Below are 24,185 nucleotides of genomic sequence, written 5' to 3'. Positions count from 1 at the left end.
GGGCCGCTTATGCGGCGCTTATGAGATCGCTCGCGCGATCCCCTCGAAAACCTATTGCCGCGCAAGGATAGTCACGCCGCGCCCCGGATCGGGCGCGCGGGGTGTTCGATCGATGCGCAGTGAGGGAGCAAGCGAATCGCAGGGCAAGCTGCTCTGCGCCTGGCAACTCGCCGTGCTGCGCTTCACGGTGACGCTCGACGACGCCGACCGGATGCACGTGCTCGCCGTGGCCGGCGAGCTCGATCGATTGGATGGTGCGGCCGCTGGCTCGTTCCATTTCTTCCGCAGGACGACAGCGGAGCTGTGCCGCGCGATTACCGGTCACGATGCCGATGCGGAGACCGTTGTCCGGCGCTTCCAGATGCAGATCGACAATCCGCGATTGCGGCGGGCCTTCGAGGCGGCGATCGCCAAGGATCGGACGCCGCCGAAGCTCGTCGCGAGCCGGACCAGACCGAACGACGATCTCTGGAGAGGCCTCGCCCCGCGACGGGCGACTGGAACGTAACGGACCTCGCCGCCACTCGCATCGTTGACGCGGCCTTCTCGCCTCGCGCGAAGGACGATTGCGTTACACCATATCGCAAGAATCCCGATCGGAGCGTTGCGATAGATGCGATGCATTTTTGTCTCTTGGCCCCGCTTGGGTCCGGTCGTAAGCCTTAATGAAGGCGGCCGGCCGGGACCGCGGTTTCGGACAATGCGGGGAGTGGCGAGATGGGTGGTTTGGTGATCAGCGGCGGCCGGGTGGTGGATCCGGCGAGCGGCATGGATGCGATCGGCGACGTCGCTGTGGTCGACGGCCGGATCGCTGCTGTCGGCACCGGCCTCGGCGGCGCCGAGCGGCAGATCGACGCCACCGGCCGCGTGGTCGCGCCCGGCTTCATCGATCTGCACGCGCACGGCCAGACCATTCCGGCCGATCGGATGCAGGCGTTCGACGGCGTGACGACGTCGCTCGACCTCGAGGCCGGCGTGCTGCCGGTTGCGTCCTGGTACAAGCGCCAGGCCGAGAAGGGCCGGGTGCTGAACTACGGCGCCGCCGCCAATTGGGCCTTCGCGCGGATCGGCGCGATGACCGGCTCGAATTCGGAAAGCTCGCTGGAATCGTTCGGCGCCGCGATGCGGGATCGCCGCTGGATCGAGAACGTGGCGACCGATGGCGAGGTCGCCGGCATCCTGGAGCGTCTTGCCAACGGGCTGAACGAAGGCGGCATCGGCATCGGCATTCTCAACGCCTATGCGCCGGGCGCCGGCGTGCAGGAACTGACCGCGGTGTGCCAACTGGCGGCCGCGCGTGCGGTGCCGACCTTCACCCACGTCGCCTACATGTCCCGCATCGATCCCGAGAGCGCGGCCGAGGCCTATATCCGCCTGATCGGCTATGCCGGCGCCACCGGCGCGCATATGCACATCTGCCACTTCAACTCGTCGAGCAAGACGGATATCGAACGCTGTGTTGCGCTGATCGCGAAGGCGCAAGCGCAGGGCTTGCCGATCACGGTGGAGGCCTATCCCTACGGCACCGGGTCGACCGTGCTGGCGGCGACCTTCTTCAGCGATCCCAAATTCGAGGAGCGCAACGGCCTCGGCTACGATTCGGTGCAGCGCGTGACCGACGGTCACCGCTTCGGCAGCCGCGAGGAGCTGCTGGCGGCGCAGGCCGAAGAACCCTCCACGCTGGTGCTGTGGCATGTGCTCGATATCGAGAACAACCAGCATCATCGCGACCTGCTCGACATGGCGGTGCTGTATCCGGGCGGTGCGATCGCGTCCGACGCGATGCCGTGGACGCTGTCGGACGGCCGCCGCTACACCGGCGACGCCTGGCCGCTGCCCGATGATGCCACCTCGCATCCGCGTTCGGCCGGTTGCTTCACCCGCTTCATCCGCGAATGGGTGCGCGAGCGCAAGAAAGTGTCGCTGCTCGAGGGCATCCGCAAATGCGCGCTGATTCCGGCGGAAATCCTTTCCGCAAGCACGCCGGCGATGCGCGCCAAGGGCAGGTTGCAGGTCGGAGCCGACGCCGATGTCGTGGTGTTCGACTTTGAGACCTTGAGCGATCGCGCGACCTTCTCCGCGATGAACCGACCGGCGGAGGGTGTGCGGTATCTCGTGGTCAGCGGCCAGCCGCTGATCAACGACGGCGTCCTCGATGTCGCGGCGCGGCCGGGCCGGCCGGTGCGCCGGCCGGTCGCCGGAGGCTGACGTGCCGGTCCCGATCCTGCTGGTCGCGGGTTTTCTCGGGGCGGGCAAGACCACCGTCGTGAACCATCTGCTGGCGCATGCACAAGGGCGGCGCATCGCGGCGGTGGTCAACGATTTCGGCGCCATCAACATCGACGCGGAGCTGATCGCGGGCGCCAGCGACGGCGTGGTGAGCCTGAGCAATGGCTGCATCTGTTGCACGCTGGAGGGCGATCTGCTGCGCACGCTCGCAAATTTGCTGCGGCGTGATCCGCGTCCCGAGTTCATCGTGATCGAGACCAGCGGGATCGCCGATCCCGCCGACATCGTGCGCAACCTGATGGATCCCGTGATCTGGAAGGAAGCGCCGCTGGAGACCGTGCTGTGCGTGGTCGACGCCACGCAGCCTGCGACGATGCTGGACGATGCGCTGCTGCGGTCGCAACTGCGGGCGGCCGATGTGGTGGCGCTGAGCAAGGTCGACCTGGCTGATGCCACCGCGCGTACCGCGATCCGCGACGCGGTACGCGCGGTGCGGCCGGCGGCGGTCGTGGTCGATGCGCTGCATGGCGAGGTGCCGACGGAACTATTGCTTCCGGCGGATATCGATCATTTGCCGGCGCCGCGCGAGACCGCGCCACGACGGCCGGTGTCCGACCGGTTCGAGACGCTGAGCTGGACGTCGGAGCGGCCGGTGCGGTTGCCGCGCTTGCAGCAGGCGATCGGCAGGCTGGCGCCGAAACTCGCGCGGGCGAAGGGATTGTTCGAGACGGTGGAGCAGCCTGGGCGACTGACAGTGTTTCAACTCGCCGGCGGACGCGCGACATTGGCTGCGGGCGGCGTGCCGGCACCCGGCGTGCCGCGCACGCGAATCGTGTTCATCGCCGAGATAGGTGTGCTCTCGCGCGCCGAGATCGATGCGATCATGGCAGGCTGCGTCGAAGCTACCTGAGTTTTCCGTCACCCCCGCGCAAAGGCTTTGCCTTTGTCGCTGGAGGAGCGCGTAGCGCGTCTCGAAGGGTGCACGGCCACCAGCCGGGCCGTCGATCCTTCGAGACGCCGCTACGCGGCTCCTCAGGAGACGGGTTAAGGAGGTCTCCGCGTCAGCGATACAAGCCGTGTGTCATCGCCGCAGCACCGTCCCGCAAAGCACGTGCGCGACAATCGCGCCGAATTGACAGCCCATCCCGCACCACCTATCGTTTCCGCCGACGGTTCCCTTCGGGGATCAAAAGGGAATGCGGTGCGAGGGTAACCCCAATGCCGCAGCTGTCCCCGCAACTGTAAACGGCGAGCCTTTCGTCAATTTGCCACTGGACCATTCGGTCCGGGAAGGCGTCGACAGGCGACGACCCGTGAGCCAGGAGACCTGCCGTCAGTCGTGGTCACACGCGAGCACATCGGGCGGGGGCGTCCTGGTGGGATCGGAGCACTGCCTTTTGGGCAATGCGCCAGTCCGCGTTCGCGGTGACGTGCCACGTTACCGCGGGTCCTTTCATGTCTCCGTCTTCTCCCGTTGCGCGCCGCTGGCGCCTCGGCCTCGTTTGCTCCCTGTCATCGCTGCTGCTGCCGGCTGAAGGTGGAGCACAAACACCGCCACCAACCAGGCTCGATCCGATCGAGGTCTCGCCCTCGGCATCCGAAAAGCCCAAGCCCGCGGCGCGAAGCAGCAACTCGGCGTCGTCGTCGCGGCCACGCTCCAGACCTGTACCGGCCGCGGCAACCGGCAACACACCGCGCGCCGCAGCGTCGGGCGCTTCGGGATCGGCGTCGCCGACGCTCAACGCCACCACGCCGGGGAGCACCGGCAGCCGTCTGAATCTAACGCCGCTGCAAACGCCGGCGAGCGTCGAGATCATCACGTCGCAGACCATCGCCGAACGCGGCCAGCATAATGTCACAGATGCCGTCACCCAGGACGCGGCCGGGTTCATCGCAACGCCGGCTCCCGGCAATGGCGGCCTGTCGTTCAGCACCCGCGGCTTTGCCGGCAGCAATTCGGTGATGACGCTGTATGACGGTACGCGCTTTTATATCGGCTCGGGAACCCTGACGTTCCCGTACGATACCTGGTCGACGCAGCGCATCGAGGTGCTGCGCGGCCCGGCTTCGGTGCTATACGGCGAAGGCGCAATCGGCGGCGTCATCAACGTAATTCCGAAAAAGCCGCTGGGCACGCCCTACAACGAAGCCGAGGTCTCGCTCGACAGCAACATGACGCGGCGGCTTTCGGTCGACAGCACCGGTCCGATCAATCCCAATGTGTCCTACCGGATCAATGCCACCGGCAACATGTCGGACGGCTGGGTCGATCGCGACAAGACCTCGAATGCGGTGGTCTCGGCCGCGGTGCGGGTGCAGGCGTCGGAAAATCTCGCCTTCACGCTCTCCGAGGATTATGGCGACCGCAGCCCGTCGCGCTATTTCGGCACGCCGCTGATCAACGGCGCGATCCAGGACGCGCTGCGCTTCAAGAACTACAACGCGCTGGACAGCACGATCCGCTATCAGGACAGCTGGACCCAGTTCAAGACCGAGTGGGACGTCGCCGACGGCATCAAGATCAACAACACGCTCTATTATCTGACCAGCGAGCGGCACTGGCGCGACATCGAGAGCTACACCTGGAATCCGAAGAGCAATCTGATCGATCGCGGCAACTATATCGAGATCTTCCACGACCAGAAGCAGGCCGGCAACCGGATGGACGCGACCTTCAGCGGCCACATCTTCGGCCTCGAGAACCGCTTCGTTGCGGGATTCGACGTTAACCACATCGACTTCACCCACACCAATAACTCGCCGTTTGGCGGCGCGTCGTCGGTCAACCCCTACGTCTTCGATCCCGGATCGTTCTTCGCGACGACCACTGCGACATCGCCCGGCTTCAATGCGATCGTCAATCAATACGCGCTGTTTGCGGAGGATCGTCTGTTGCTGACCGATCAATTGTCGCTCGTCACCGGCGTCAGGTACGATCGCCCCGAGGTCGACCGCACCGACTATCGGACGCCGTCGAACAGTTTTGACGTCGCGCTCTCGGGCGCCAGCTGGCGCACCGGGGTGGTCTATGAACCGATCAAGAACCTCGCGTTCTATGGTCAGTATGCGGTCGGCGTCGATCCGGTCGGCAATCTGATCTCGCTGTCGGCCACGCAAAAGACCTTCCAGCTCGCCACCGGCAAGCAGACCGAGTTCGGGGTCAAGCAGTCGTTCCTGGGCGGGCGCGGCGAGTGGACGCTGGCGGGCTATCAGATCGTCAAGAACAATTTGCTCGTTGCCGATCCGAACAATCCCGTCGGCCTCGCATTGCAGGTCGGCCAGCAATCATCGCGCGGCGTCGAGGCATCGGTCGGACTGGCGTTGGATTATGGCTGGCGTGTCGACGCCAATGTCGCGCTGCTGCAGGCGAAGTACGACAACAACAGCCAGCTGGTGAGCGGAAAGCTCGTCAGCTATGCCGGCAACGTTCCGATCAACGTACCGCAGCAGGTGTCGAACGTCTGGTTGACCTGGGACTTCGCATCCAACTGGTCGGTCTATGGCGGCGTCCAGATCGTCGGCCAGATGTACTCCGACCTTGCCAACACCCAGTTGCGGCCGGGCTACAATGTGGTCAATGGCGGTGTCAGGTGGAAGCCGGATGACCGCACCACGGTTGCGTTCCGCGTCTACAATCTGTTCGACAAGGTCTACGCGGTGACGTCGCCCTATGCCGGGCAGTGGCTGCTGGGCATGGCGCGCACCGCGGAACTCTCCGTCAACGTGAAGTTCTGATCATGCGCAACACTCTGGTCCGGCGAGGGCGGCGATGGCTGTATGTCGTCCATCGCTGGATCGGCATCGCGACCTGCCTCTTGTTTGCGATGTGGTTCATCTCCGGCCTCGTCATGATGTACGTGGCCTTTCCGCGCCTCACCGACGGCGAGCGCCTGGCCGCGCTCCCTGTCATTTCGTGGGGCAAGGTGCAGATCGCGCCTGACCGCGCGATGGCGATCGCGGGCATGGAGCATTATCCGCGCGATCTGCGGCTGTCGATGATGGACGACGTTCCGGTCTATCGCATCGCCGGCTGGAAGGGAGGCACCGTCACCATTTCGGCGGCCGACGGCAGTATCATCGACTGGATCACGCCGGACCAGGCGCTGGCCATTGCCGGCCACGATCCGCGTGCGGTGCGTCCGCAATTGCTCGACACGGTGACGCGCGATCAATGGTCGGTTACGGCGCGTTTCGACCTGTTGCGGCCGCTCTATCTGGTCGGCCTCGGCGACGCCAGTGGGACCGAGCTCTACGTCTCCGCGCGCAGCGGCGAGATCGCGCTCGACACCACGCGGCAGGAGCGGGTCTGGAACTGGCTCGGCTCGATCCCGCACTGGATCTATCCGACCGTGCTGCGCAAGGACGGTCCGCTGTGGCGGGATGTGGTGCTGTGGATCTCGGGCGTGTGCCTCGTGGTCGCGGTCACTGGCTTCTGGATCGGCATTCTCCGGTTGCGATTGATGCGTCGCTACGCAAACGGCGCCATGTCGCCATACCGCGGCTGGATGGCCTGGCATCATATTGCCGGGCTGATCGGCGGCATCTGCGTTTTCACCTGGATGTTCAGCGGCTGGCTGTCGCTCAATCCCGGCGGCGCGTTCTCCGGCCGCGGCGTCACCAGGGAGATCGCGGTCGGCTACAGCGGCCATGACGCGCCCGACATCGCCACCGGCTTCCAGTCGTCGCCGTCCGTGCCGGCCGTGGAGGCGCGCTTCGTCTGGATCGGCGGACACAAGCTGATGATGCTCGATGACAGCAATGGCCGTCGCAGCCTCGCCGATCCCGCCACCGGCGCGCCCGCGTCTCTCTCGCGTGACGAGATCATCGCAGCCGCCCGGCGCGCGGTGCCCGGAGCTGCCATGAACTCGGTCCAACAGCTCGATGAACCCGACGCCTATTGGTACACGCTGCACAACGCGCGCGAACTCCCCGTGCTGCGGACCGGCTTTGATGATCCCGCGCAAACCTGGCTGCACATCTCTCCGGTCACTGGCGAAATTCTCGACCGCAGCGACGACAGTCGCCGCTCCTATCGCTGGTTGTTCAACGCGCTGCACAGCCTGGATTTCCCGCTGCTGCTGCGCATCTCTCCCGCACGCGACGTCGTGGTGTGGCTGCTGTCAGCGGTTGGCACGATCGTCTCGATCAGCGGCATCGTGATCGGCTGGCGCCGGCTGCGGCGGCCGGTGCGAAGGAGACGCGTGTCCGCGATCCCTGTGCGGACGCCGTGATAGCGGCAGCTACTTGATGGTCAGGTGCACGTTCGGCGCCGGCGGGCCGGGGACCCATCCCAATGCAAACCGCTGGCCGGCGATGATCTCATTGCGCGAGAGTTTTGATGCGACCGCATCACGGAAGCGGAGATAGGCGTCGCGCTGCCGTCCGTTCGTGCGGGCGGCCGCCAGATTGAGCCATTTGTAGGCCAGCACGTAATCGTTCGGAACGCCGTGGCCCTTGTCGTACATCAGGCCAAGCATGGCCTGCGCGAACGGGTCGCCTTGCACGGCGCCACGATAGTAGAGATCGGCGGCGGCGTCATAGGCCTGCGGCACGCCAAAACCGTGCTCATACATGAAGCCGAGCAGGCCGAGCGCGCGCGCATTGCCGCGCTCGGCGGCCGGCGCGAGCTCCCGAGACGCCCTGACATAGTCGCCGCGATTAAAGGCGGCGGTTCCGCGCGCAAGGCTGTCGGCGCTCGCGACGGATGCGGTCATCGCCCAAAGCGCGACCGCAAGTGTAGCGCAGAGGCGGGTTCGCAGCGCGGGCATGCGGAGCATCCGGTTGCCCGGCTCAGTGGAAGCTGGTGGTGATCGGCGCATTGGTCGATGTCGTGGCGATGCTGCCGCGCAGTTTCGATCGAAGCTCCTCGGCGACGACCTGGGCGTCGGTACCGTTGCGGATGATCTGCGGGCGGATGAAGATGATCAGCTCGGTGCGCTGGGTGCCGTTGCTCTGATGCCCGAAGGCGTCGCCAAGGCCAGGAATCTGGTCGAGCACGGGAAGCGCATTGCGGTTGCCGCTCTGCTGCTCGCTGATCAGGCCGGCCAGCAGCACGGTCTGGCCATTGGCGACCGCGATTTGGCTCTTGACCCGCCGTTCCGACACCGTCGGCGTCAGGTTTACCGAGCTGCTTTGGGGAACGTTGCTGATCTCCTGCTCGACATCGAGCCGCACCGTGCCGTTGACGCTGACGCGTGGCGAGACCTTCAGGATGATGCCGGTGTTGCGATAGTCGATGGTGTTGACCACCGTGTTGCTCGTGGTCAGCACTGTCGCGCTGCCGGTCGAGACCGGGACGACGTCGCCGACCTGCAGCGTCGCGACCTGGTTGTTGATCACGACCAGCGAGGGATTGGACAGCACCTTGACGCTGGTGACGGCATGCAGCGCATCCAGGATCAGGCTCGGCTGCGTCGCGGAGCCAACCAGGAAGTTGAAGCCCGGGAAGGTCTGGTTGATGAAAGCATTGGTGAGCGAGCCCGCGACCGAGACGGCGCCGGTGGTCGCGTCCGTGGTGGTGGCGGGCGCCGATGTGGCCTGGGTGCCAAGGATCGAGCCGGTGTTCGGCTTCAGGCCGAGGTTTTGGCTGGTGAGATAGGTCTGCACGCCGTAGGACAGGGTGTTGTTGAGCGTGACCTCGGCGATCGTAGCATCAATGGCGACCTGGAGCTGTGGCTCGTCGATCTGCAGCAGCGTCGACTCGATGATGCGGTAGTTGGCCTGGTCGGCATAGATCAGGAGATTGTTGTTCACGACATCGGGCGTGATGCGGACGTCCTGCAGCACGGGCTGGCCGTTGCCGCCGCCGACGCCGGCGCCGCGTCCGGCATCCAGCGCGGCATTGTTGCCCTGGCCCGCATTGGGATTGTTGGCTTGACCACCGGCGCCAAATCCCTGGCCCAGGCCTTGGCCCGTCGCACCTGTCCCCGACGTGCCGCGGGATGCGAAGCCGCCCATGCTCGAATTCGAGCCGTTGTTGTTGTTGAGCGACAGACGATCGGCGACGCTTGACGTCGACGAGGTGCCGGAGCCCGGCGCGAGCTGGCTGTCGGCACTGTCGAGCAAATTGCCTGAGGAGCCGCCGAGGAACATGTCGGTCAGGACCCGCGCGATCTGGCGCGCATCGCCATACTTGACGCGGTAGACATGGACCGTGGTTCGCGCGGTGTCGTTGCGGTCGAGGCGCTTGATCCAGGTTGCGGCCGTGTGCAGCATGTCCGGCTTCTTGGTCACGACCAGCACCGCATTGAGGCGTGCGATCGGCATGAACTTGATGACGTTCTGGCTGAGGCCGTTCTCGCCGGAATCGACGATCTTCTCCAGCTCGGCGATGACAGGCGCGGGCGAGCCGCTCGAGATCGGGAAGATGCCGACCGATTGACCCCGCATCCAGTCGACGTCGAAGCTGAGCACGGTGTCGACCGCGGTGCGGCGCTCGGCCCCGGTGCCCTGGATCAGCAGAAGATTCCGCGTGGTGTCGGCGCGGATTGCGCCCGCCCTGGTGGCAAAGCTGTCGGTCAGCTTCAGCAGAGTCTGGGCCGACACATATTGCAGGGGAACCACCGAGATGCCGAAACCGGGTTCGGGATTGGCTGCCGCGGTATCGATGCGTCCGCCGCCGACGGCGTCGCCGAGCGGGGTCAGGCGATAGCCCGCGGTATCCTTGAGCAGCACCACGCCGCTCAGCCGCAGCGCGTTTTCAAGCACGAACACCATGTCGGATTTCGGCACCGGGCGGACCGAGACCAGGCTCACCGTGCCCTGTACCCGTGGGTCGATGGTGTAGCCGACATGAAGGATGTCGCCGAGCACGACCTTGGCGACGGTCGCCACCGGCGTGCTCTCGAAATTCAGATCGAAACCATTGCCATTCGCGGTCGGCTGCGGCCGCGCGTCGGCGACGGCCGTCACGTCGCTGCCTTCATACATCGATGCGCGGACGTTCCCGCCCTGGTTGCCGGGTGCCGCCGCGAGTGCGCTCACCGGTTGCGGCTGGCGCGGCAGCAGATCCAGCGAGCGCACCTTGTCGGTGACGTCGAGCTGGGACGCATCCACACTCTCGCCGACTGTTGCGGAATTGCAGGACGCCAGCAACCCCAGCGACGTCAAGACGAAAATGGCTGTCAGGCCGCCACGGATCGTCGGGCAGCGGCCCACTGTGCCTACGCGTTGCATGAAGGCCCTTCGCTACTTGCTGGCTGATATTTCGATGGCTTGCGACGATCGGTCCTGCCCCGCAGGACTCTTAGCGAGCGTTCATGACAGAAATAAATTGGTTACATGATTGTCGTTCGCGACCTGCATCGTGTCGTGCCAAAATTTGTGCAGCCGGCGCGTTGCTTGTGTCCGCGATGCCACCTCAAAGTTTCTTGAGCGCGGCGGACGATGTGACTTCGCACAGCTGTCACACTTCGGGTCGATAACCGCGCAGTTAACGGGAGCCGAACGGTGCCAGCGGCTCGGCGCGAGCTGATCCAGGATAGCGTGGCGGGATAAGAGAATGGCCAACGACCTGTCCGTTCGGTTTGTGGATTATCTCCGTCAGAACAATCACCTCGCGCCGACCGATGGGCCGGTCGAGCGGGCCGGGCAAGGCGCCGACCACAGGCAATTGAAGCTGTGGGAGGTCACCAGTCTTTCGCCTGTCGAATTCGCCGACGAAGCCGCACGCTTCTTTGCACTGGGCCGCCTGACGCTCCAGGAAATGACCTCGGCCGAGCCGCTGGTCGGGTCGTTCTCGCCGCGTTTCCTGCGCGAGACCATGGTCTATCCGTGCCGGGAAGCGGATGGAACCACTGTTCTCGCGGTCGTCGACCCCACCGATCAGGCGACGCAGCGGGCGGCGCAGATTGTGCTCGGCGCCGGGATAACAGTGAAAGTGGCATCGTCGGAAGATGTCGCCATCGTGCTGAACAACCGCGCCAGTGCCGAGGAGGACGAGGCCACCGAACTGACGGCGGCGCTGCCCCGCGAAGACGACATCGAGAGCCTGCGCGATCTCGCCAGCGGCGCCCCGGTGGTGCGCGCGGTCAACGATCTGATCGAGAAGGCGGTCGAGCTTCGCGCCAGCGACATCCATATCGAGCCATTCGCCGCCGGCCTGATGGTGCGCTTACGGATCGATGGCCTGCTGCGGCCGGTCGCGGCGCTGTCGGGCGTGCTGCCCCAGGCCGTGGTGTCCCGCATCAAGATCATCGCCAATCTCAATATTGCCGAGCGCCGCCTGCCGCAGGACGGCGCGGCGCGGCTGCGGGCCGGGCGTACCGATATCGATATCCGCGTCGCGATCATGCCGATGCAGCATGGCGAATCCGCCGTCATCCGTATCCTGCCCAAGGATCGCGGCCTGCTGGTCGTGGAAAAACTCGGGTTCTCGCAGGCTGATGAAGCCAAGCTGCGGCGGCTCTTGAAGTTGCCGCATGGCATGGTCGTGATCACGGGACCGACCGGCAGCGGCAAGACCACGACGCTGGCGACGATCCTGTCGATCCTCAACGAGCCCAGCCGCAAAATTCTCACGATCGAGGACCCGGTCGAATACGAGATCCCCGGCGTCAACCAGTCCCAGGTCAAGCCGGCGATCGGTCTGACCTTCGCCACCGCCTTGCGCTCCTTCGTTCGACAGGATCCCGACGTCATTATGGTCGGTGAAATCCGGGATACCGAGACCGCGCATGTCGCGGTGCATGCGGCGCTGACCGGGCATCTGGTGCTGACGACGCTGCACACCGAGACGGCGGCGGCCGCGGTGCCGCGCCTGCTCGACCTCGGGGTCGAAGGCTATCTGCTGCGCTCGGTGCTGCGCGGCGTGATCGCGCAGCGCCTGGTCCGGCAATTGTGCGAGCGCTGCAAGACGGCGCGGCCGCTGGCATTGGCTGATTTCACCGAGGACCCCCGGCTTGCGGCGATCGGATTGCGGGCTGGCGAGATTGTTCACGAGCCATGCGGCTGCGAACGCTGCGGCGGAACCGGCTATCGCGGCCGCCTCGGCGCATTCGAGCTGCTCGAACTATCGAATGAATTGCGCGAACTGATCGGGGAGCGAACCGACGGACTGAAGATCGATACGATGGCGATCCGGGCGGGCATGACCACGATGCTCGATGACGGGGTCGCCAAATGCCGCGCCGGATTGACCTCGCCCGCCGAGATCCTCCGCGTTGCGACGGTGCGGTGACGTCGTGCCGAATTATCGCTATCGCGCTTTGACCCAGACCGGCGAGATCGTGAACGGCACGATCGCCGCCCCGACTGCGGCCGAGGTGGCGCGGCGGATCGAATATCTCAAGCTGCTGCCGATCGAAACCACCGAGGACAAGCGCGCGTCCGGCGCCGCCGGTAGCCGCAGCCTGTTCGGCGGGCCGAGCGCCGCTGAGGTCACCACATTCACGCGCGACCTTGCGCTGCTGCTCAAGGCCGGCGCGCGTCTCGACGATGCGCTGGAGCTGCTGTCCGGCGATGCCGATGTCGGGCGGATGCGTCCGGTGGTGGCAAAAATTCGCGCGGCCCTGCTCACCGGCGAGAGCTTTGCCGATGCGGTCGCGGATCATCCGACCCTGTTCCAGCCGATGTACATCGCCCTGGTCCGGGTCGGGGAAATCTCCGGCACGCTCGACTCCGTGCTGGAGATGCTCGGGACCGAGCGCGCGCGTTCCGAGCAGATGCGGCGCAAGCTGACTGACGCCATGCAGTATCCGGCCTTTGTACTGGTCGCGGCGTCCGGCGTGATGCTGTTCTTCCTGCTTTTCGTGCTGCCGCAATTCTCGACCGTGCTGGGCGATTTCGGCGGCAAGTCGGATACGGCGCTCGCCAGCTTCATCGCGGTATCGGATTTCCTCCGCGCCAATGCCACGGCGGCAAGCCTGATTAGTGCGGCCACGATCGCGCTCGCATGGTGGCTGCTGCGGCAGGCGCGGGTGCGCGCCGCGCTCGTCAACGCGATCTCGCGGGTTCCCGGCATCAGCAGCGCCTTCCAGTTCTATCGCGCCAGCCTGTTCTGCCGCAATCTCGGCGTCCTGCTCGGCAGCGGCGTCAACCTCACCGCTGCGCTGCGCATCCTCGTCGACATCATGGCGGTGACCGGGAGCGAGGCGAACTGGACCGCCGCCGCCGACCGCGTCCGCCATGGCGGAAAACTGTCGGAAGCGCTCTCCGTCGCGGACAGCCTGCCGCCGATGGCGGTGCGCATGCTGCGGCTCGGTGAAGAGACCGGGCAGCTGCCGGTGCTGGCCGGGCGGGTCGCGGAATTCTACGAAGCAAAATTGCAGCGCAGCCTGGACCGTGTCGTCGGCATCGTCGGTCCGCTGGCGATCATCACCATCAGCACCGTCGTCGGCGGACTGATCGTATCGGTGATGACGGCGCTGCTCTCGGTCACGCAGCTAGTCGGTTAGAGCAGAGGTCATCGGTCATGATATCGCGCAACACCATCATCGGGGCATTTTCCATGCGAGCGGGACGCGCTCGGGCGCGGTCGCAAGGGCCGCGGCGTTCGGGGCAGGAGGGTTTCACCCTGGTCGAGATGCTGGTGGTGATCGCGATCATCGGCCTCATCATGGGGCTGATCGGGCCGCGCGTGCTCAACTATCTCAGCGAATCCAAGGTCAAGACCGCGCGCATTCAGCTGCAGAGCTTCTCCAGCGCGCTCGACCTGTTCTATCTCGACGCGGGCCGCTTCCCGTCCACGGCGGAGGGGCTCGCCGCTCTGGTCCGGCGCACGCCGGGGGTCGCGGCCTGGAATGGTCCGTATCTGAAGGGCGGCAACGTTCCGAGCGATCCCTGGAATCACGCCTATCTCTATCGGTCGCCCGGCGAACACGGGCCGTATGACATCGTCTCCTATGGATCGGACGGTCAGGAGGGCGGCAGCGGTACCTCCGCCGACATTTCGCTCGAGAAGGCGACAGCCGCCAACAATGAATAACACGGGTGCATGGCGAGCATGAATGACGCGACGCAGCGCGGTTTCACTTTGCTCGAGATGGTGTGCGTGCTCGCCATCATCGCGCTGCTCGCGGCCGTGCTGCTTCCGTTCATTCCGCACCAAACCTCGCGTTCGCGGTTGCAGGCCTATGCGCTGCAGACCGCGACGCTCTTGAAGGCCGACCGCAATGCCGCCATCGAGCGCAGCACCAGCGTTGCGACGCTGGTCGATGCGGCGAGCCGGGTGATCCACTCGGGCGCATCGCGCATGGCGGTGCGAATTCCCGACGATGTGCGGTTCGATGCCGTGCTGCCGCAGCGCTGCCAGCGGCAGGCCGCGCTATCGACCATTCGTTTCTTCGCCAATGGCGGTTCCTGTGGCGGCTCCATCGCGCTGACGCGGCTCGATGCGGGATATGAAGTGCGCGTCAACTGGCTCACCGGAAGGGTTGAAATCGTTGCTCGTGACGTCGCCGCCAACTAACCGCGCTGACGCGGGGTTCACGATCATCGAGGTGCTGGTGGCGCTGGCGCTGGTGGCCGTCTCGATCGTCGCGATCGGCGCCGTGATGGGTGTCAAGACGCGCGGTGTTCGCGCCATGGAGCAGCACGTCGCGCTGATGCAGGCAGCGCGCACCTTGATGACGGTCGGCATTCCGCCCCGCGCCGAATTGCAGCCGGGCTCATCGACCGGGCAGGCGGAGGGCTACCGGTGGACCGTCGACGTCAGTCCGCTCGGTGGTGACTGGACGGTTCCCGAGGGCAACGTGCCCTGGGCCCCGGAGCTGGTGAGAATTCGCGTCAAATCTCCGGGCGGCGCATTGTCCGACGTCCGCACCGTGCGCCTGATGCCGAGGTCCTCGCAATGACCCCGGCGAACACAGACCAGCGCGCGCATGAGCGCGGCTTCACGCTGATCGAGACCATCGTCGCGCTGGCGCTGATGGGGCTGTTGCTGTCGGCGCTCGCCAGCATCACGGCGCAATGGTTGCCGAGCTGGAACCGGGGGCTCGACCGGATCCAGCGCAGCGAGCTGATCGGGATCGCGCTGGAACGGATCGGGGCCGACCTCGCCGCGGCGGAGTTCGTTGCCGCCAATCGCGACGCCCACAAGCCGCTGTTCGATGGATCGGAATTGTCGGTGACGTTCGTGCGGACGTCGGTGGGACCGAATGCGGGGCCGGGGCTCGACATTGTGCGGCTTGGCGAGATCAGGGATCGCGGCGAGTTCGTCACGGTGCGTTCGCAGGCGCGGTTTACACCGCTGGCCGACGGAGTGTCGCTATCGGAACAGGTGCATCTCGGCAGCCCGGTCGTGCTGCTGCGCGCGCCCTATCGGCTGTCCTTCGCCTATGCCGGTGCGGACCGGGCATGGAAAAGCGTGTGGCGGGATGCCGACAGACTGCCGGCGATGATTCGGCTGACGGTGCGTGATGCTGCCAGCGAACGGGTGCTGTCGGTGTCGACCATCGCGCCGGTCCATGTCCAGATTCCGAGCGACTGCACCAAGCCGGACGGCAATTGCGGCGACAAGCGCAATTCCGACGGCAACGCCGATCAGGGCAAGACGTCTACCGATCAGGGGAAGACGTGATGGGCGCGACCGGCAAGTGCGGCCGAACGCCGGCCGATCGCGGCTTCGTCATCGTTGCGGTGCTCTGGATCCTGCTGGCGCTGTCGTCGCTGGCGATCATCTTCTCGGCCTATCTCGCCGCGTCGGCGCGGGCGCTGGCCGCCAGCGACCTGTCGTTGCAGACCGAGGCGCTGATGTCGGCCGGAGTTGAGCTCGCAGCTTATCAATTGACGCTGACGGATGAGAAGACGCGGCCGCAGAGCGGGGCTTTTCATTTTGGGCTGGACGATGCCAGCGTCGGCGTGACCTTCACGTCGGAGGCGGGCCGCCTCGACCTGAATTACGCATCGAAGGAGATGCTGATTGGCCTGTTCGTCGTGCTCGGCGCCGGCAAGGACGCAGCCGGCGAATACGCCGACCGGATCGTCGGCTGGCGAACCCGGCCCGCGCCGGGCAGCGAGAATGTCGAGGCCGCCCGCTACAATGCGCTTGGCTACTCGCCGCGCCAGGGCCTGTTCGTCCATGTCAACGAGCTGGCGCTGATCGCCGGTATCCCCGAAGCCCTGGTCGACCGCGCGCTGCCGTTTGTCACGGTGTTCAACGGCAGCCCGGATGTCGATCTGAAGATCGCGGCGCCGGAAATCGTCAGGGCGCTGGACAAGGCATCGGGCAACGATCAGGACGGCTTCGGGGCGCGTTCGGCCTCGCCAAACGGCATCGCGGCCGGAACGCAGGCGCCGAACGCGCAAAGTGCGGCATCGACGGCGCAGAGCCCATGCTACCGGATCGCGATCTCGATCCGTTTCCGCAACGGCCATCGCACCACGTCCGAGGCGGTGATCGCGCTCGGCGACAAGGTCGAGCCCTATCGTGTGTTGTCCTGGCAGAACGATGTCGAACCGCGAAATCCGGTTCTGCTTCGCGGGAGAGGTTGATGGCAATATTTGCCGAAGCACGACAATGGTTCGAGCGTTGGATCGGCGCCGTCGCGGTCACCGTTGACGGCGTCGCTGATAGGTTCGTGCGCCGGCGTGGCGTCGCGCTCGACGAAAATGCCGACGGCACATTCACCGCCCGTCTCGCGGTGTCGAAGGATGGTTCACCCTCGGTGCCGGTTTCGTTTCGGCTCGATCACGATGTGCCACAGCCTCCACTGTCAACGGATTGGAAGACGGCGTTCGACGGCAGCCGGATCGAGGTGCGCTTGCGATCGGATCAAATCGTCAGCCGCGTGCTCGATTTCCCGAGTCAGGCTGGCGATTTCCTCGACGGCATGATCCGCGCGCAGGTCGACCGGCTGACACCATGGAGCGCCGCTGACGCGGTGTTCGGCTGGGGCGCGCCGCGGCCGGTCGGCAATGATCGTATTGAAGTCGCGTTCAGTGCGACCGCGGCGGCCAAGGTCGATCCGTTGATCCGGTTGGCCAGGACGCTGGGCGGCGCTTCCATCGCGGTCTCGGCGCCGGCGGTTGGCGGCGACGGCACGCTGCAGCAGGTGACGTTGCTCGATCGGCCGCTGCGGGGTCTTGCCGGACATCTGGTTCCGCGCCTGTTGCGCATCGGCCTGGTCTCGACGGCCGCCGCAGCCGCGGTCTCGCTGCTGCTGAACATCTATCTCGGCGGCTGGCTGCAATCGGAGCAGGACGATCTCCAGCACCGGATCTCGCAGCGCCGTGCCGCGCTGCGCCTTGACGCCAATGGCGATTCGTCCGGTCTCGGCCTGTTGGCCAAGCGCAAGCAAACGACGCCATCGAGCGTCATGGTCCTGGAAGCGATCTCGCGTGTATTGCCCGATACCACCTATGTGACCGAGCTGCGCATCGAGGGCAACAAGGTGCAGGTGGTCGGAATGACCCAGGATGCGCCATCCCTGATCAGGCTGCTGGAGCAGTCGCCGCAATTCACCCGCGCCACGTTCTTCGCGCCGACGACGCGCGCAGCGAATGAGACGGCGGAGCGGTTCCACGTCGAGGCCAACATCACCGCGAATTTTGGGTCCGGCACATGAGCACAGCATCCCGATCGCTGGCCGCCGTCAGCACCTCGCCACTGGTCGCGACCGCGAGCTATCTCGGCCTTTTCGTGCTTTTGCTCTTTGTCGTCATTTCGTCGCTGTCTGATATCGCTGGCCTGCGCAGCGATGTTGCGGCCTCGGCCGGAATGCTGGAGCAGCTCGAGGGACGATCCAGGGCGAACACCGCGCCAGGTCAGCCCGCGATGCCGACCGGCTCCGCTTATCTCGAGGGCGCCACCGTCACGGTTGCCGGCGCCACCTTGCTGCAACGTGTGTCGGGTGCCGTGATCAAGGCCGGCGGCAACGTGCTGTCGACGCAGCTAGACGTTCCCAACGTGCCGGCGAAGGCCGGCTTTCTCAGTATGGTCGCGAGCTGCGAGATCGAGCAGGCGCAATTGCAGCCGGTGCTCTACGATCTCGAAGCCAGCATGCCGTTCCTGTTCATCGACCAATTGGTCGTGCAGCCCGTCGCCGACGAGGCCGCCAAGGGCGCCGATCCCGGCAAGATGCGCGTGCTGCTCGGCGTGTCCGGACAATGGCGGGGAGCCAAGTGATGCGACGCTTTGCAGCGATCATCGTGCTCCTGGCCGCGTCGGTTCATGCTGCAGCGGCCGCCGTGCCCGACCGGTCCGGCGATGCGCTCGATGCCGGGCTGCTCGATGATACCCGCCTGGGCGGTCCGGTGCTGAGCTCGCCGCCGCCGTCCGAACCTGTAACGTCGGTCCGCGTGGCCCCTTCGCCGGCGCCGCCGCCGCGGCCACTCAGCGCAAATCCGCTGTGGGGCATCCCGCTCAAGACGCTGTCCAACACGCGCGACCGGCCGGTGTTCTCGCCGTCGCGGCGGCCGCCGCCCGCCGTCGTTGCGGAACCGGAGGTCAGCAAGCCAGCGCCGACGCCGCCGCGCAAGGTCGCGATCGAGCCGCCGCCGCTGTCGCTGGTCGGCACGATCGCGGGAGATGATGAAAGTTTCGGGATATTTCTCGATCAATCGAACAAGACCGCGCTGCGACTGAAGGTCGGTGACGATTTCCAGGGATGGAAGCTGCGAGCCATCAACGGACGTGAAGTCAGGATGCAGAAGGACGAGCAGGAGGCCGTGCTCTCATTGCCCCAGCCCGGCGGTGAAGAGAGCGGCGACGTCCGGCTCGTTCCGGTCAGCACGGAGCGGAAGCCTTTGGCCGCGCGGCGCCAGATGTGATTGCAGCGTCCAGCGGAAACTAGATCAGCGCGAGCCAGCTCTGAAGTGCCGCCGTCAGGAGAAGGCCGAGCGCAAGAAAAGGACCGAACGGGATCGACGTCTGGCGCTTCATCTCGTGTCCTGCGAGTTGCAGGCCTCCGGCAACTGCAAGTGCCGCGAGTGCCGCGATCAGCAGCAAGGTCGGAACCCCTGTCGCGCCGACCCAGATCGTGGCGGCGGCAAGAAACTTGACGTCGCCAAGTCCCAATCCGTCGACATGCCGCAAGGCGAAGTAAAGCCGCTGCAACAGCCAGAACACGGCGCCGACGAGGACCGCGCTCGCCATTGCGGTGAAGGCGGCTGTCGTGCCTTCAGTGACGACGACGTTCGCAAGACCGAGCGCGGCGATCGCAAGGTTCAGCCAATTTGGAATGATGCCGTGGCGAAGATCGATCAGCGCGACCGCGCAGCAGAGCATGCAAAGCGCGCCGTAAGACCCGATAAAATAAAGAACTTCGCGATCGATATGCATGGTGACGGGATAAGTGTGACGCGTGCTCAATGTGTTGCAACAACTCGCGCGCGTTGAACAGTCCATTCTCAATTGATCCGTCACCGCGCGACGGGTTTGCGAAATTGTGATCGTCATCGACGATAGCGAAGCAGAAAAGATGCGACAAAATGTCTGCGCTGTCACAAATCCGCATAGGACACCGACAATAGTCCGCACCACTACGTGCCGCGAGCCCTTCGTGGCAGATGAGTGGGTTGACTATGCACAAGATGCGAGTGGCGGCGTGCCTTGCTTTGCTGGCAGCGTTCGCGGGCGTGCGCGCCGCGAATGCCGGCGCTCTGGAGGAAGGTGCCGAGCGCTATCGGCCGTATTTGATCGAGGGCGTCGCCAGTGCGCTGACAGGCGCGCGTGCATTGCGCGAGCGCGCCGCGGCAGCGGATTTGCCCGGTGCGAAGAAGGCCTGGCTGTCGGCGCGCGCCGGCTGGGAGCGCTCGGAAGTGTTCACCGCAGGATTCGTTCCCGAGCTCGATGCGCAGATCGACGCCTGGCCGAACGCGGACAGCGGGTTCCACGCCATCGAGGCAAAGCTGTTCGGTGCTGCAAGCACCGACGTCGCCACTGACGCGGCGGGCCTTGTCGAGCATCTGAACGACCTTCACGGCAAGCTCAAGGACATCAAGCTGACGCCGCAGGGCCTCTTGGACGGCACGGTGCGGCTCGCTTACGAGGTCGGAGAGAGCAAGGCTGATGGCGGCGAATCGCGCATCAGCGGCACCTCGCTCGACGACATGCGCAACAACATCGCCGGCATCGACTTCGCTTACCACACGATTTTCTCTGCCGCGCTCAACACGGTCGACGGCAAGCTCGACGAGACGGTGAACAACCGGATCGAGCAGCTCGAGGCGATCGTCGCGACGCCCGACTTGCCGCGTGTCAACATTGCCGATCTGCGCCAGACCAGTGAGGAGCTGGTGATCGCGTTGCAGAGCGCATCGGCGAAGCTCGGCCTGCAGCGGCCGACCTTGGAGGCCCAGGCGCGATGACATCGCTTCAGCTGCGTCTGGCTGCACTGCTCTCCGGCGTCATCGCCCTTGCACTGCTCGGGCGCGCCGTGGCGTTTCCGGTCGATGGCGACAAGACCGTGCTGCCGGTTGCGACCGAGCTGAACGAGGATGCGCTCGACAAGCCGCGCGAGGTGTTCCAGTCCGAGCGCACCGGCAGCAAATCCTATCTGGTGAATCTCGGCGATCTCGCTTTCAATTCGCCCGGGTTGCTTGGCGAGGTGGCGCGGCAGGCCGGCGTGAGCTGCGGCACCTGTCACGTCAATGGTGCCAACAACGCCAAATTCTTCATGCCGAAGATGTCGAGCCGGCCCGGCACGTTCGACACCACCGGTCCTCTGTTCAATCCGAAGGCCAACAATCTGTCGTTCGATCCCGTGCGGATTCCGAGCCTGCGCGGCGCCCGCTACCTGGCACCCTATGGCGCCGACGGCCGGTTCGCCTCGCTGCGCGATTTCGTCCACAACGTCATCACCAGCGAGTTCGCCGGACCGGAGCCGTCGCCGGCAACGCTCGATGCGATCGTGGCCTATATTCACGACATCGACTTCCTGCCCAACCCGAGCCTGGGCCCCGCGGGACGGCTGGCTGGCAAGATCACCGAGCCGGAACGCCGCGGCGAGGCGTTGTTCTCGCGGCCGTTTCCGCACGATCCTGCGCTGAGCTGCGCCGGCTGCCATGTTCCATCGTCGGGCTTTGTCGATCATCAGCAACACGACATCGGTTCAGGCGGACTGTTCAAGACGCCGACCCTGCGCAACGCCGACTTCAATGCGCCGTATTTTCACGACGGCCGCTTCGACAATGTCAGCCAGGTCGTCGATTATTTCGACCGCACGTTTCAGCTCGATCTCTCGGCGCAGGACAAGGGCGACCTCGTCGCCTATCTCACGGCGGTGGGCGATGGCGTGCAGCCCTATGAGCGCGACGGTGCCGGCGCCACGCTGAAGGAGATCAACGATTTCTCGACGGTGCTTGCGACCGCGATTCCTGCCGGCGACAAGGACATCGTCGCACTGGCGGTCGATACGATCGGCCGTGAGCTGCGCGAATTGACCGAGCAATACCCGGATCGCAAGAACACCAGCGTATCAGGCGGCGAGCAGCAGCGCGTGCTTGCGCGCAGCGGTCTCAAGGAGCTGGTGCTCACGCTGCGGCGAATCGAAATGGCTGTTGCAGCGGGGCGCAGCGCGGATGCTGCAACCGAGTTCAGGAACTATCGCAATCTGATGGCCGCTGCTGTTCCGGCGTTGCTGGCCAGTGCGGAGCCGTGGTCGTTGTTCAATCAGAACGTGCATGATCAGCATTATGCTGCGCTTCGCCAGGTGATGCGCTCCAAGCATGTTTCGCATTGATTGGGCTGTATTTAAGCTCTTTTGCTGACCCGCTTCGCTGCGTGGATCGCTTGATCGTTTCTCAACCAATGATTGAATATTTGAATCGCGGAGTTGCGCGCGCTGCTGATGATGTCTCCGCGAAAATATTTGAACGTTTCGAAATTTCTTGCGCGCATTCATGTAAGCGAAAACCATGCGTCATATTGCCGCACTAAGCAGGGTGCGTTGCTAACCGCAAACACCTGAGGTCGACAATGAGTTTGAATTACAAAAAGCACTGGCGAACCAGCACCGCGCTCTGCATCGCGTCTACGGTGCTCGTTGCGACAGCCGCATATGCCGCTCACTATCCGGGCGGTCACAGTGATTGGGACAAGCGCCCGCATCACAACAACAAGGCGCACCACGACGCCGATCGCGCCAAGAATGACCACGATCATGGTGACAAGGATCACGGCGACAAGGTGAAGACCGCCTCGCCGATCAAGCACGTCATCATCCTGATCGGTGAGAACCGCGGCCTCGATCACACCTTTGGCATCTACAAGCCGAAGGGCAAGGGGCAGACGATCTCCAACCTGCTGTCGAAGGGCATCGTCAACGAGGACGGAACGCCGGGTCCGAACTTTGCGCAGGCGCAGCAGTACTCGGTCGCGGGCCAGACGTCCTTCTATATCGGCGCGCCGACCATCTCGAAGTCGCCCTACAACGCGACCAACCTGATGCCGCAGCCGAACACCAACGGCACGCCGACCGCGCAGAGCGACACCTCGCCCCCGTTCAAGACGATCGCCGAAGCCAGCGTCGAGAAGGACATGGACCCGGCGGATCTCGACATCCTCACCACCGGCTTCAGCGGTCTGCCGACCGGTGTGCTTGATACCCGCGTTCCCGGCGCCGGCGGTCTGAACGGACCGTTCCAGTTGCAGGGCGAGCAGCTCTCTGACGACGACTACACCGGCGACTCGACGCATCGCTTCTATCAGGACTGGCAGCAGGAAGACTGCAACGCCGCCAGCGCCACCAAGAAGAACAACTCGGGCTGCCTGAACGACCTGTTCCCGTTCGTGATGGCGACCTATTCGGCGTCCAACAAGAGCATGGCCAACTCGATGGGCTTCTACAACGCCCAGCAGGGTCAGGCCCCGGTCCTGAAGATGCTCGCCGACCGCTTCACGCTGAGCGACAACTTCCACCAGTCGTTCCACGGCGGCACCGGCGCGAACCACTTCATGCTCGGCACCGGCGATGCGGCGTTCTGGAGCGACGGCAAGGGCAACCCGGTGACGCCGCCGGCCAGCCTGATCGCCAACCCCAACCCGGCCGCGGGTTCGGTCAACCGCTACACCGTCGATGGCAATTGGAGCAACTGCTCTGATGTCTTCCAGCCGGGCGTGAAGCCGATCGTCACCTATCTCAACAATCTGCCGTACGCGGCCGAGCCGAACTGCAAGCCCAACCACTACTACATGCTCAACAACGTCAATCCGGGCTATCTGCCGAACGGCGCGCTGGCGGGCGGCAACAACGTCCCGCCGTCGTCGGTTCGCACGATCGGCGACGCGCTCATGGAGAAGAACATCTCCTGGGCGTTCTATGGTGGTGCGTTTAACGACGCCGTGGCGCTTTCCAACGCCGCGGTTGCCGCCAATCCGTCGAACCCGAACCTCAGCGCCGCCGCGGTTGCCGATCCGGCACACGCGCTCGGCGTTGCCTACTGCCAGATCTGCAATCCGTTCCAGTATGCGACCTCGATCATGGCCAACCCGGCCGTGCGCCAGGCTCACATGAAGGACACTGCCGATCTAATCACGTCGATCGAGAAGAACACGTTGCCCTCGGTGTCGTTCGGCAAGCCGGATGGCCTGCTCGACGGTCACCCGCAGAGCTCGAAGGTCGATCTGTTCGAGGCCTATGTCCTGAACGTGCTCAACGCGCTGGACAACAACCCCGAGCTGAAGGCTGAAACCGCTGTCTTCATCACCTGGGACGAGGCCGGCGGCTATTGGGACTCCGGCTACCAGCAGTCCATCGACTTCTTCGGCGACGGACCGCGGATTCCGACCCTGATCCTTTCGCCCTATTCGACGGGCGGCAAGGTCAACCACAACTACGCCGACCACGTTTCGCTGCTGAAGTTCATCGAACGCAACTGGGCCCTCCAGCCGCTCACGAACCGCAGCCGCGATAACCTGCCGAACCCGAGCTACTCGAAGAACAACGAGTATGTCCCGACCAACAGCCCGGCACTGTCTGATCTGTTCGACGCGTTCGACTTCAGCAAGCCGGTCACGTTGTCCTACACCGAGTGATCAAGCTCTCGCCCAGCGCGAGGTCTTGAATCCATCCGAGGCC

The 24,185-nt window shown here is 65.0% G+C and carries 21 protein-coding genes and 1 riboswitch; of the genes, 18 read left to right on the top strand and 3 right to left on the bottom strand.

Going from position 1 to position 24,185, the window contains the following annotated elements; all coding sequences use genetic code 11:
* Positions 1-112: 112 nt before the first annotated feature.
* The 5 genes from K359_RS0113260 to K359_RS0113240 all read left to right on the top strand — a co-directional run bounded on the left by K359_RS0113260 (position 113) and on the right by K359_RS0113240 (position 7,460).
* Positions 113-508, top strand: coding sequence for a hypothetical protein (locus K359_RS0113260; protein WP_245284595.1), 396 nt, complete (start codon positions 113-115; stop codon positions 506-508).
* Between the two features lie 209 nt (positions 509-717).
* Positions 718-2,208, top strand: a complete 1,491-nt coding sequence (locus tag K359_RS0113255; RefSeq protein ID WP_029079787.1) for an amidohydrolase family protein — start codon at positions 718-720, stop codon at positions 2,206-2,208.
* 1 nt (position 2,209) lies between these two features.
* Positions 2,210-3,139 carry a GTP-binding protein gene (locus K359_RS0113250; protein WP_029079786.1) on the top strand — a complete coding sequence of 310 codons (930 nt, stop codon included), beginning with the start codon at positions 2,210-2,212 and terminating at the stop codon, positions 3,137-3,139.
* Positions 3,140-3,382: 243 nt separating this feature from the next.
* Positions 3,383-3,579, top strand: a riboswitch (cobalamin riboswitch).
* A 105-nt stretch (positions 3,580-3,684) separates the two neighbouring features.
* Positions 3,685-5,964, top strand: a complete 2,280-nt coding sequence (locus K359_RS0113245; RefSeq protein WP_029079785.1) for a TonB-dependent siderophore receptor — start codon at positions 3,685-3,687, stop codon at positions 5,962-5,964.
* Between the two features lie 2 nt (positions 5,965-5,966).
* Complete coding sequence (locus tag K359_RS0113240; RefSeq protein ID WP_029079784.1) at positions 5,967-7,460, top strand: peptidase; 1,494 nt, start codon at positions 5,967-5,969, stop codon at positions 7,458-7,460.
* Between the two features lie 9 nt (positions 7,461-7,469).
* On the opposite strand, the gene K359_RS0113235 is transcribed toward K359_RS0113240, so the two are convergent.
* Both K359_RS0113235 and gspD read right to left on the bottom strand, forming a co-directional pair.
* The gene (locus K359_RS0113235; protein WP_029079783.1) at positions 7,470-7,943 is read right to left on the bottom strand and encodes a tetratricopeptide repeat protein; all 474 of its coding nucleotides are present in this window, start codon (positions 7,941-7,943) and stop codon (positions 7,470-7,472) included.
* Between the two features lie 76 nt (positions 7,944-8,019).
* Positions 8,020-10,404 carry a type II secretion system secretin GspD gene (gene gspD, locus K359_RS0113230; protein ID WP_165127528.1) on the bottom strand — a complete coding sequence of 795 codons (2,385 nt, stop codon included), beginning with the start codon at positions 10,402-10,404 and terminating at the stop codon, positions 8,020-8,022.
* Between the two features lie 325 nt (positions 10,405-10,729).
* Here gspD and K359_RS0113225 point away from each other — a divergent pair, with 325 nt between their 5' ends.
* The 10 genes from K359_RS0113225 to K359_RS0113180 are packed head-to-tail and all read left to right on the top strand — an operon-like array spanning position 10,730 to position 18,936.
* A complete protein-coding gene (locus K359_RS0113225) occupies positions 10,730-12,406 on the top strand; it encodes a GspE/PulE family protein (RefSeq protein ID WP_029079781.1) in 1,677 nt (558 codons plus the stop codon).
* Positions 12,407-12,410: 4 nt separating this feature from the next.
* On the top strand, positions 12,411-13,622 hold the full coding sequence (locus K359_RS0113220) for a type II secretion system F family protein (RefSeq protein WP_029079780.1): 1,212 nt from the start codon (positions 12,411-12,413) through the stop codon (positions 13,620-13,622).
* Positions 13,623-13,675: 53 nt separating this feature from the next.
* A complete protein-coding gene (gene gspG, locus K359_RS0113215; protein WP_035976545.1) occupies positions 13,676-14,152 on the top strand; it encodes a type II secretion system major pseudopilin GspG in 477 nt (158 codons plus the stop codon).
* 18 nt (positions 14,153-14,170) lie between these two features.
* Positions 14,171-14,635, top strand: coding sequence for a type II secretion system protein (locus K359_RS0113210; RefSeq protein ID WP_029079778.1), 465 nt, complete (start codon positions 14,171-14,173; stop codon positions 14,633-14,635).
* The gene (locus tag K359_RS0113205; RefSeq protein ID WP_156928488.1) at positions 14,616-15,020 is read left to right on the top strand and encodes a prepilin-type N-terminal cleavage/methylation domain-containing protein; all 405 of its coding nucleotides are present in this window, start codon (positions 14,616-14,618) and stop codon (positions 15,018-15,020) included. The genes K359_RS0113210 and K359_RS0113205 overlap by 20 nt, the downstream gene beginning before the upstream one ends.
* Positions 15,017-15,745, top strand: coding sequence for a type II secretion system protein J (locus tag K359_RS0113200; protein ID WP_029079776.1), 729 nt, complete (start codon positions 15,017-15,019; stop codon positions 15,743-15,745). The genes K359_RS0113205 and K359_RS0113200 overlap by 4 nt, the downstream gene beginning before the upstream one ends.
* Positions 15,745-16,659 (top strand): general secretion pathway protein GspK, encoded by a 915-nt coding sequence (locus K359_RS0113195; protein WP_029079775.1) that lies wholly within the window; start codon positions 15,745-15,747, stop codon positions 16,657-16,659. Before K359_RS0113200 ends, K359_RS0113195 begins: the two co-directional genes overlap by 1 nt.
* Positions 16,659-17,732 (top strand): PilN domain-containing protein, encoded by a 1,074-nt coding sequence (locus K359_RS0113190; protein ID WP_029079774.1) that lies wholly within the window; start codon positions 16,659-16,661, stop codon positions 17,730-17,732. Before K359_RS0113195 ends, K359_RS0113190 begins: the two co-directional genes overlap by 1 nt.
* Positions 17,729-18,292: a type II secretion system protein GspM gene (gspM, locus tag K359_RS0113185; RefSeq protein ID WP_029079773.1), complete on the top strand. Its 564-nt coding sequence runs from the start codon at positions 17,729-17,731 to the stop codon at positions 18,290-18,292. The genes K359_RS0113190 and gspM overlap by 4 nt, the downstream gene beginning before the upstream one ends.
* Positions 18,292-18,936, top strand: a complete 645-nt coding sequence (locus K359_RS0113180) for a hypothetical protein (protein WP_245284594.1) — start codon at positions 18,292-18,294, stop codon at positions 18,934-18,936. The genes gspM and K359_RS0113180 overlap by 1 nt, the downstream gene beginning before the upstream one ends.
* 19 nt (positions 18,937-18,955) lie before the next feature.
* On the opposite strand, the gene K359_RS0113175 is transcribed toward K359_RS0113180, so the two are convergent.
* On the bottom strand, positions 18,956-19,477 hold the full coding sequence (locus K359_RS0113175; RefSeq protein WP_245284593.1) for an A24 family peptidase: 522 nt from the start codon (positions 19,475-19,477) through the stop codon (positions 18,956-18,958).
* 212 nt (positions 19,478-19,689) lie between these two features.
* On the opposite strand from K359_RS0113175, the gene K359_RS0113170 reads away from it, so the two are divergent.
* The 3 genes from K359_RS0113170 to K359_RS0113160 all read left to right on the top strand — a co-directional run bounded on the left by K359_RS0113170 (position 19,690) and on the right by K359_RS0113160 (position 24,142).
* Positions 19,690-20,475, top strand: coding sequence for an EfeM/EfeO family lipoprotein (locus K359_RS0113170; RefSeq protein WP_029079770.1), 786 nt, complete (start codon positions 19,690-19,692; stop codon positions 20,473-20,475).
* The gene (locus K359_RS0113165; protein ID WP_029079769.1) at positions 20,472-21,848 is read left to right on the top strand and encodes a cytochrome c peroxidase; all 1,377 of its coding nucleotides are present in this window, start codon (positions 20,472-20,474) and stop codon (positions 21,846-21,848) included. Before K359_RS0113170 ends, K359_RS0113165 begins: the two co-directional genes overlap by 4 nt.
* Positions 21,849-22,090: 242 nt before the next feature.
* On the top strand, positions 22,091-24,142 hold the full coding sequence (locus tag K359_RS0113160; protein WP_029079768.1) for an alkaline phosphatase family protein: 2,052 nt from the start codon (positions 22,091-22,093) through the stop codon (positions 24,140-24,142).
* Positions 24,143-24,185: the final 43 nt, after the last annotated feature.

The sequence above is a fragment of the Bradyrhizobium sp. th-b2 genome (genome assembly GCF_000426785.1).
GTDB classification, from domain to species: domain Bacteria; phylum Pseudomonadota; class Alphaproteobacteria; order Rhizobiales; family Xanthobacteraceae; genus Bradyrhizobium; species Bradyrhizobium septentrionale.
Note: the sequence above shows the minus strand (reverse complement) of the source record. Positions and strands in the feature narration are given on the sequence as shown.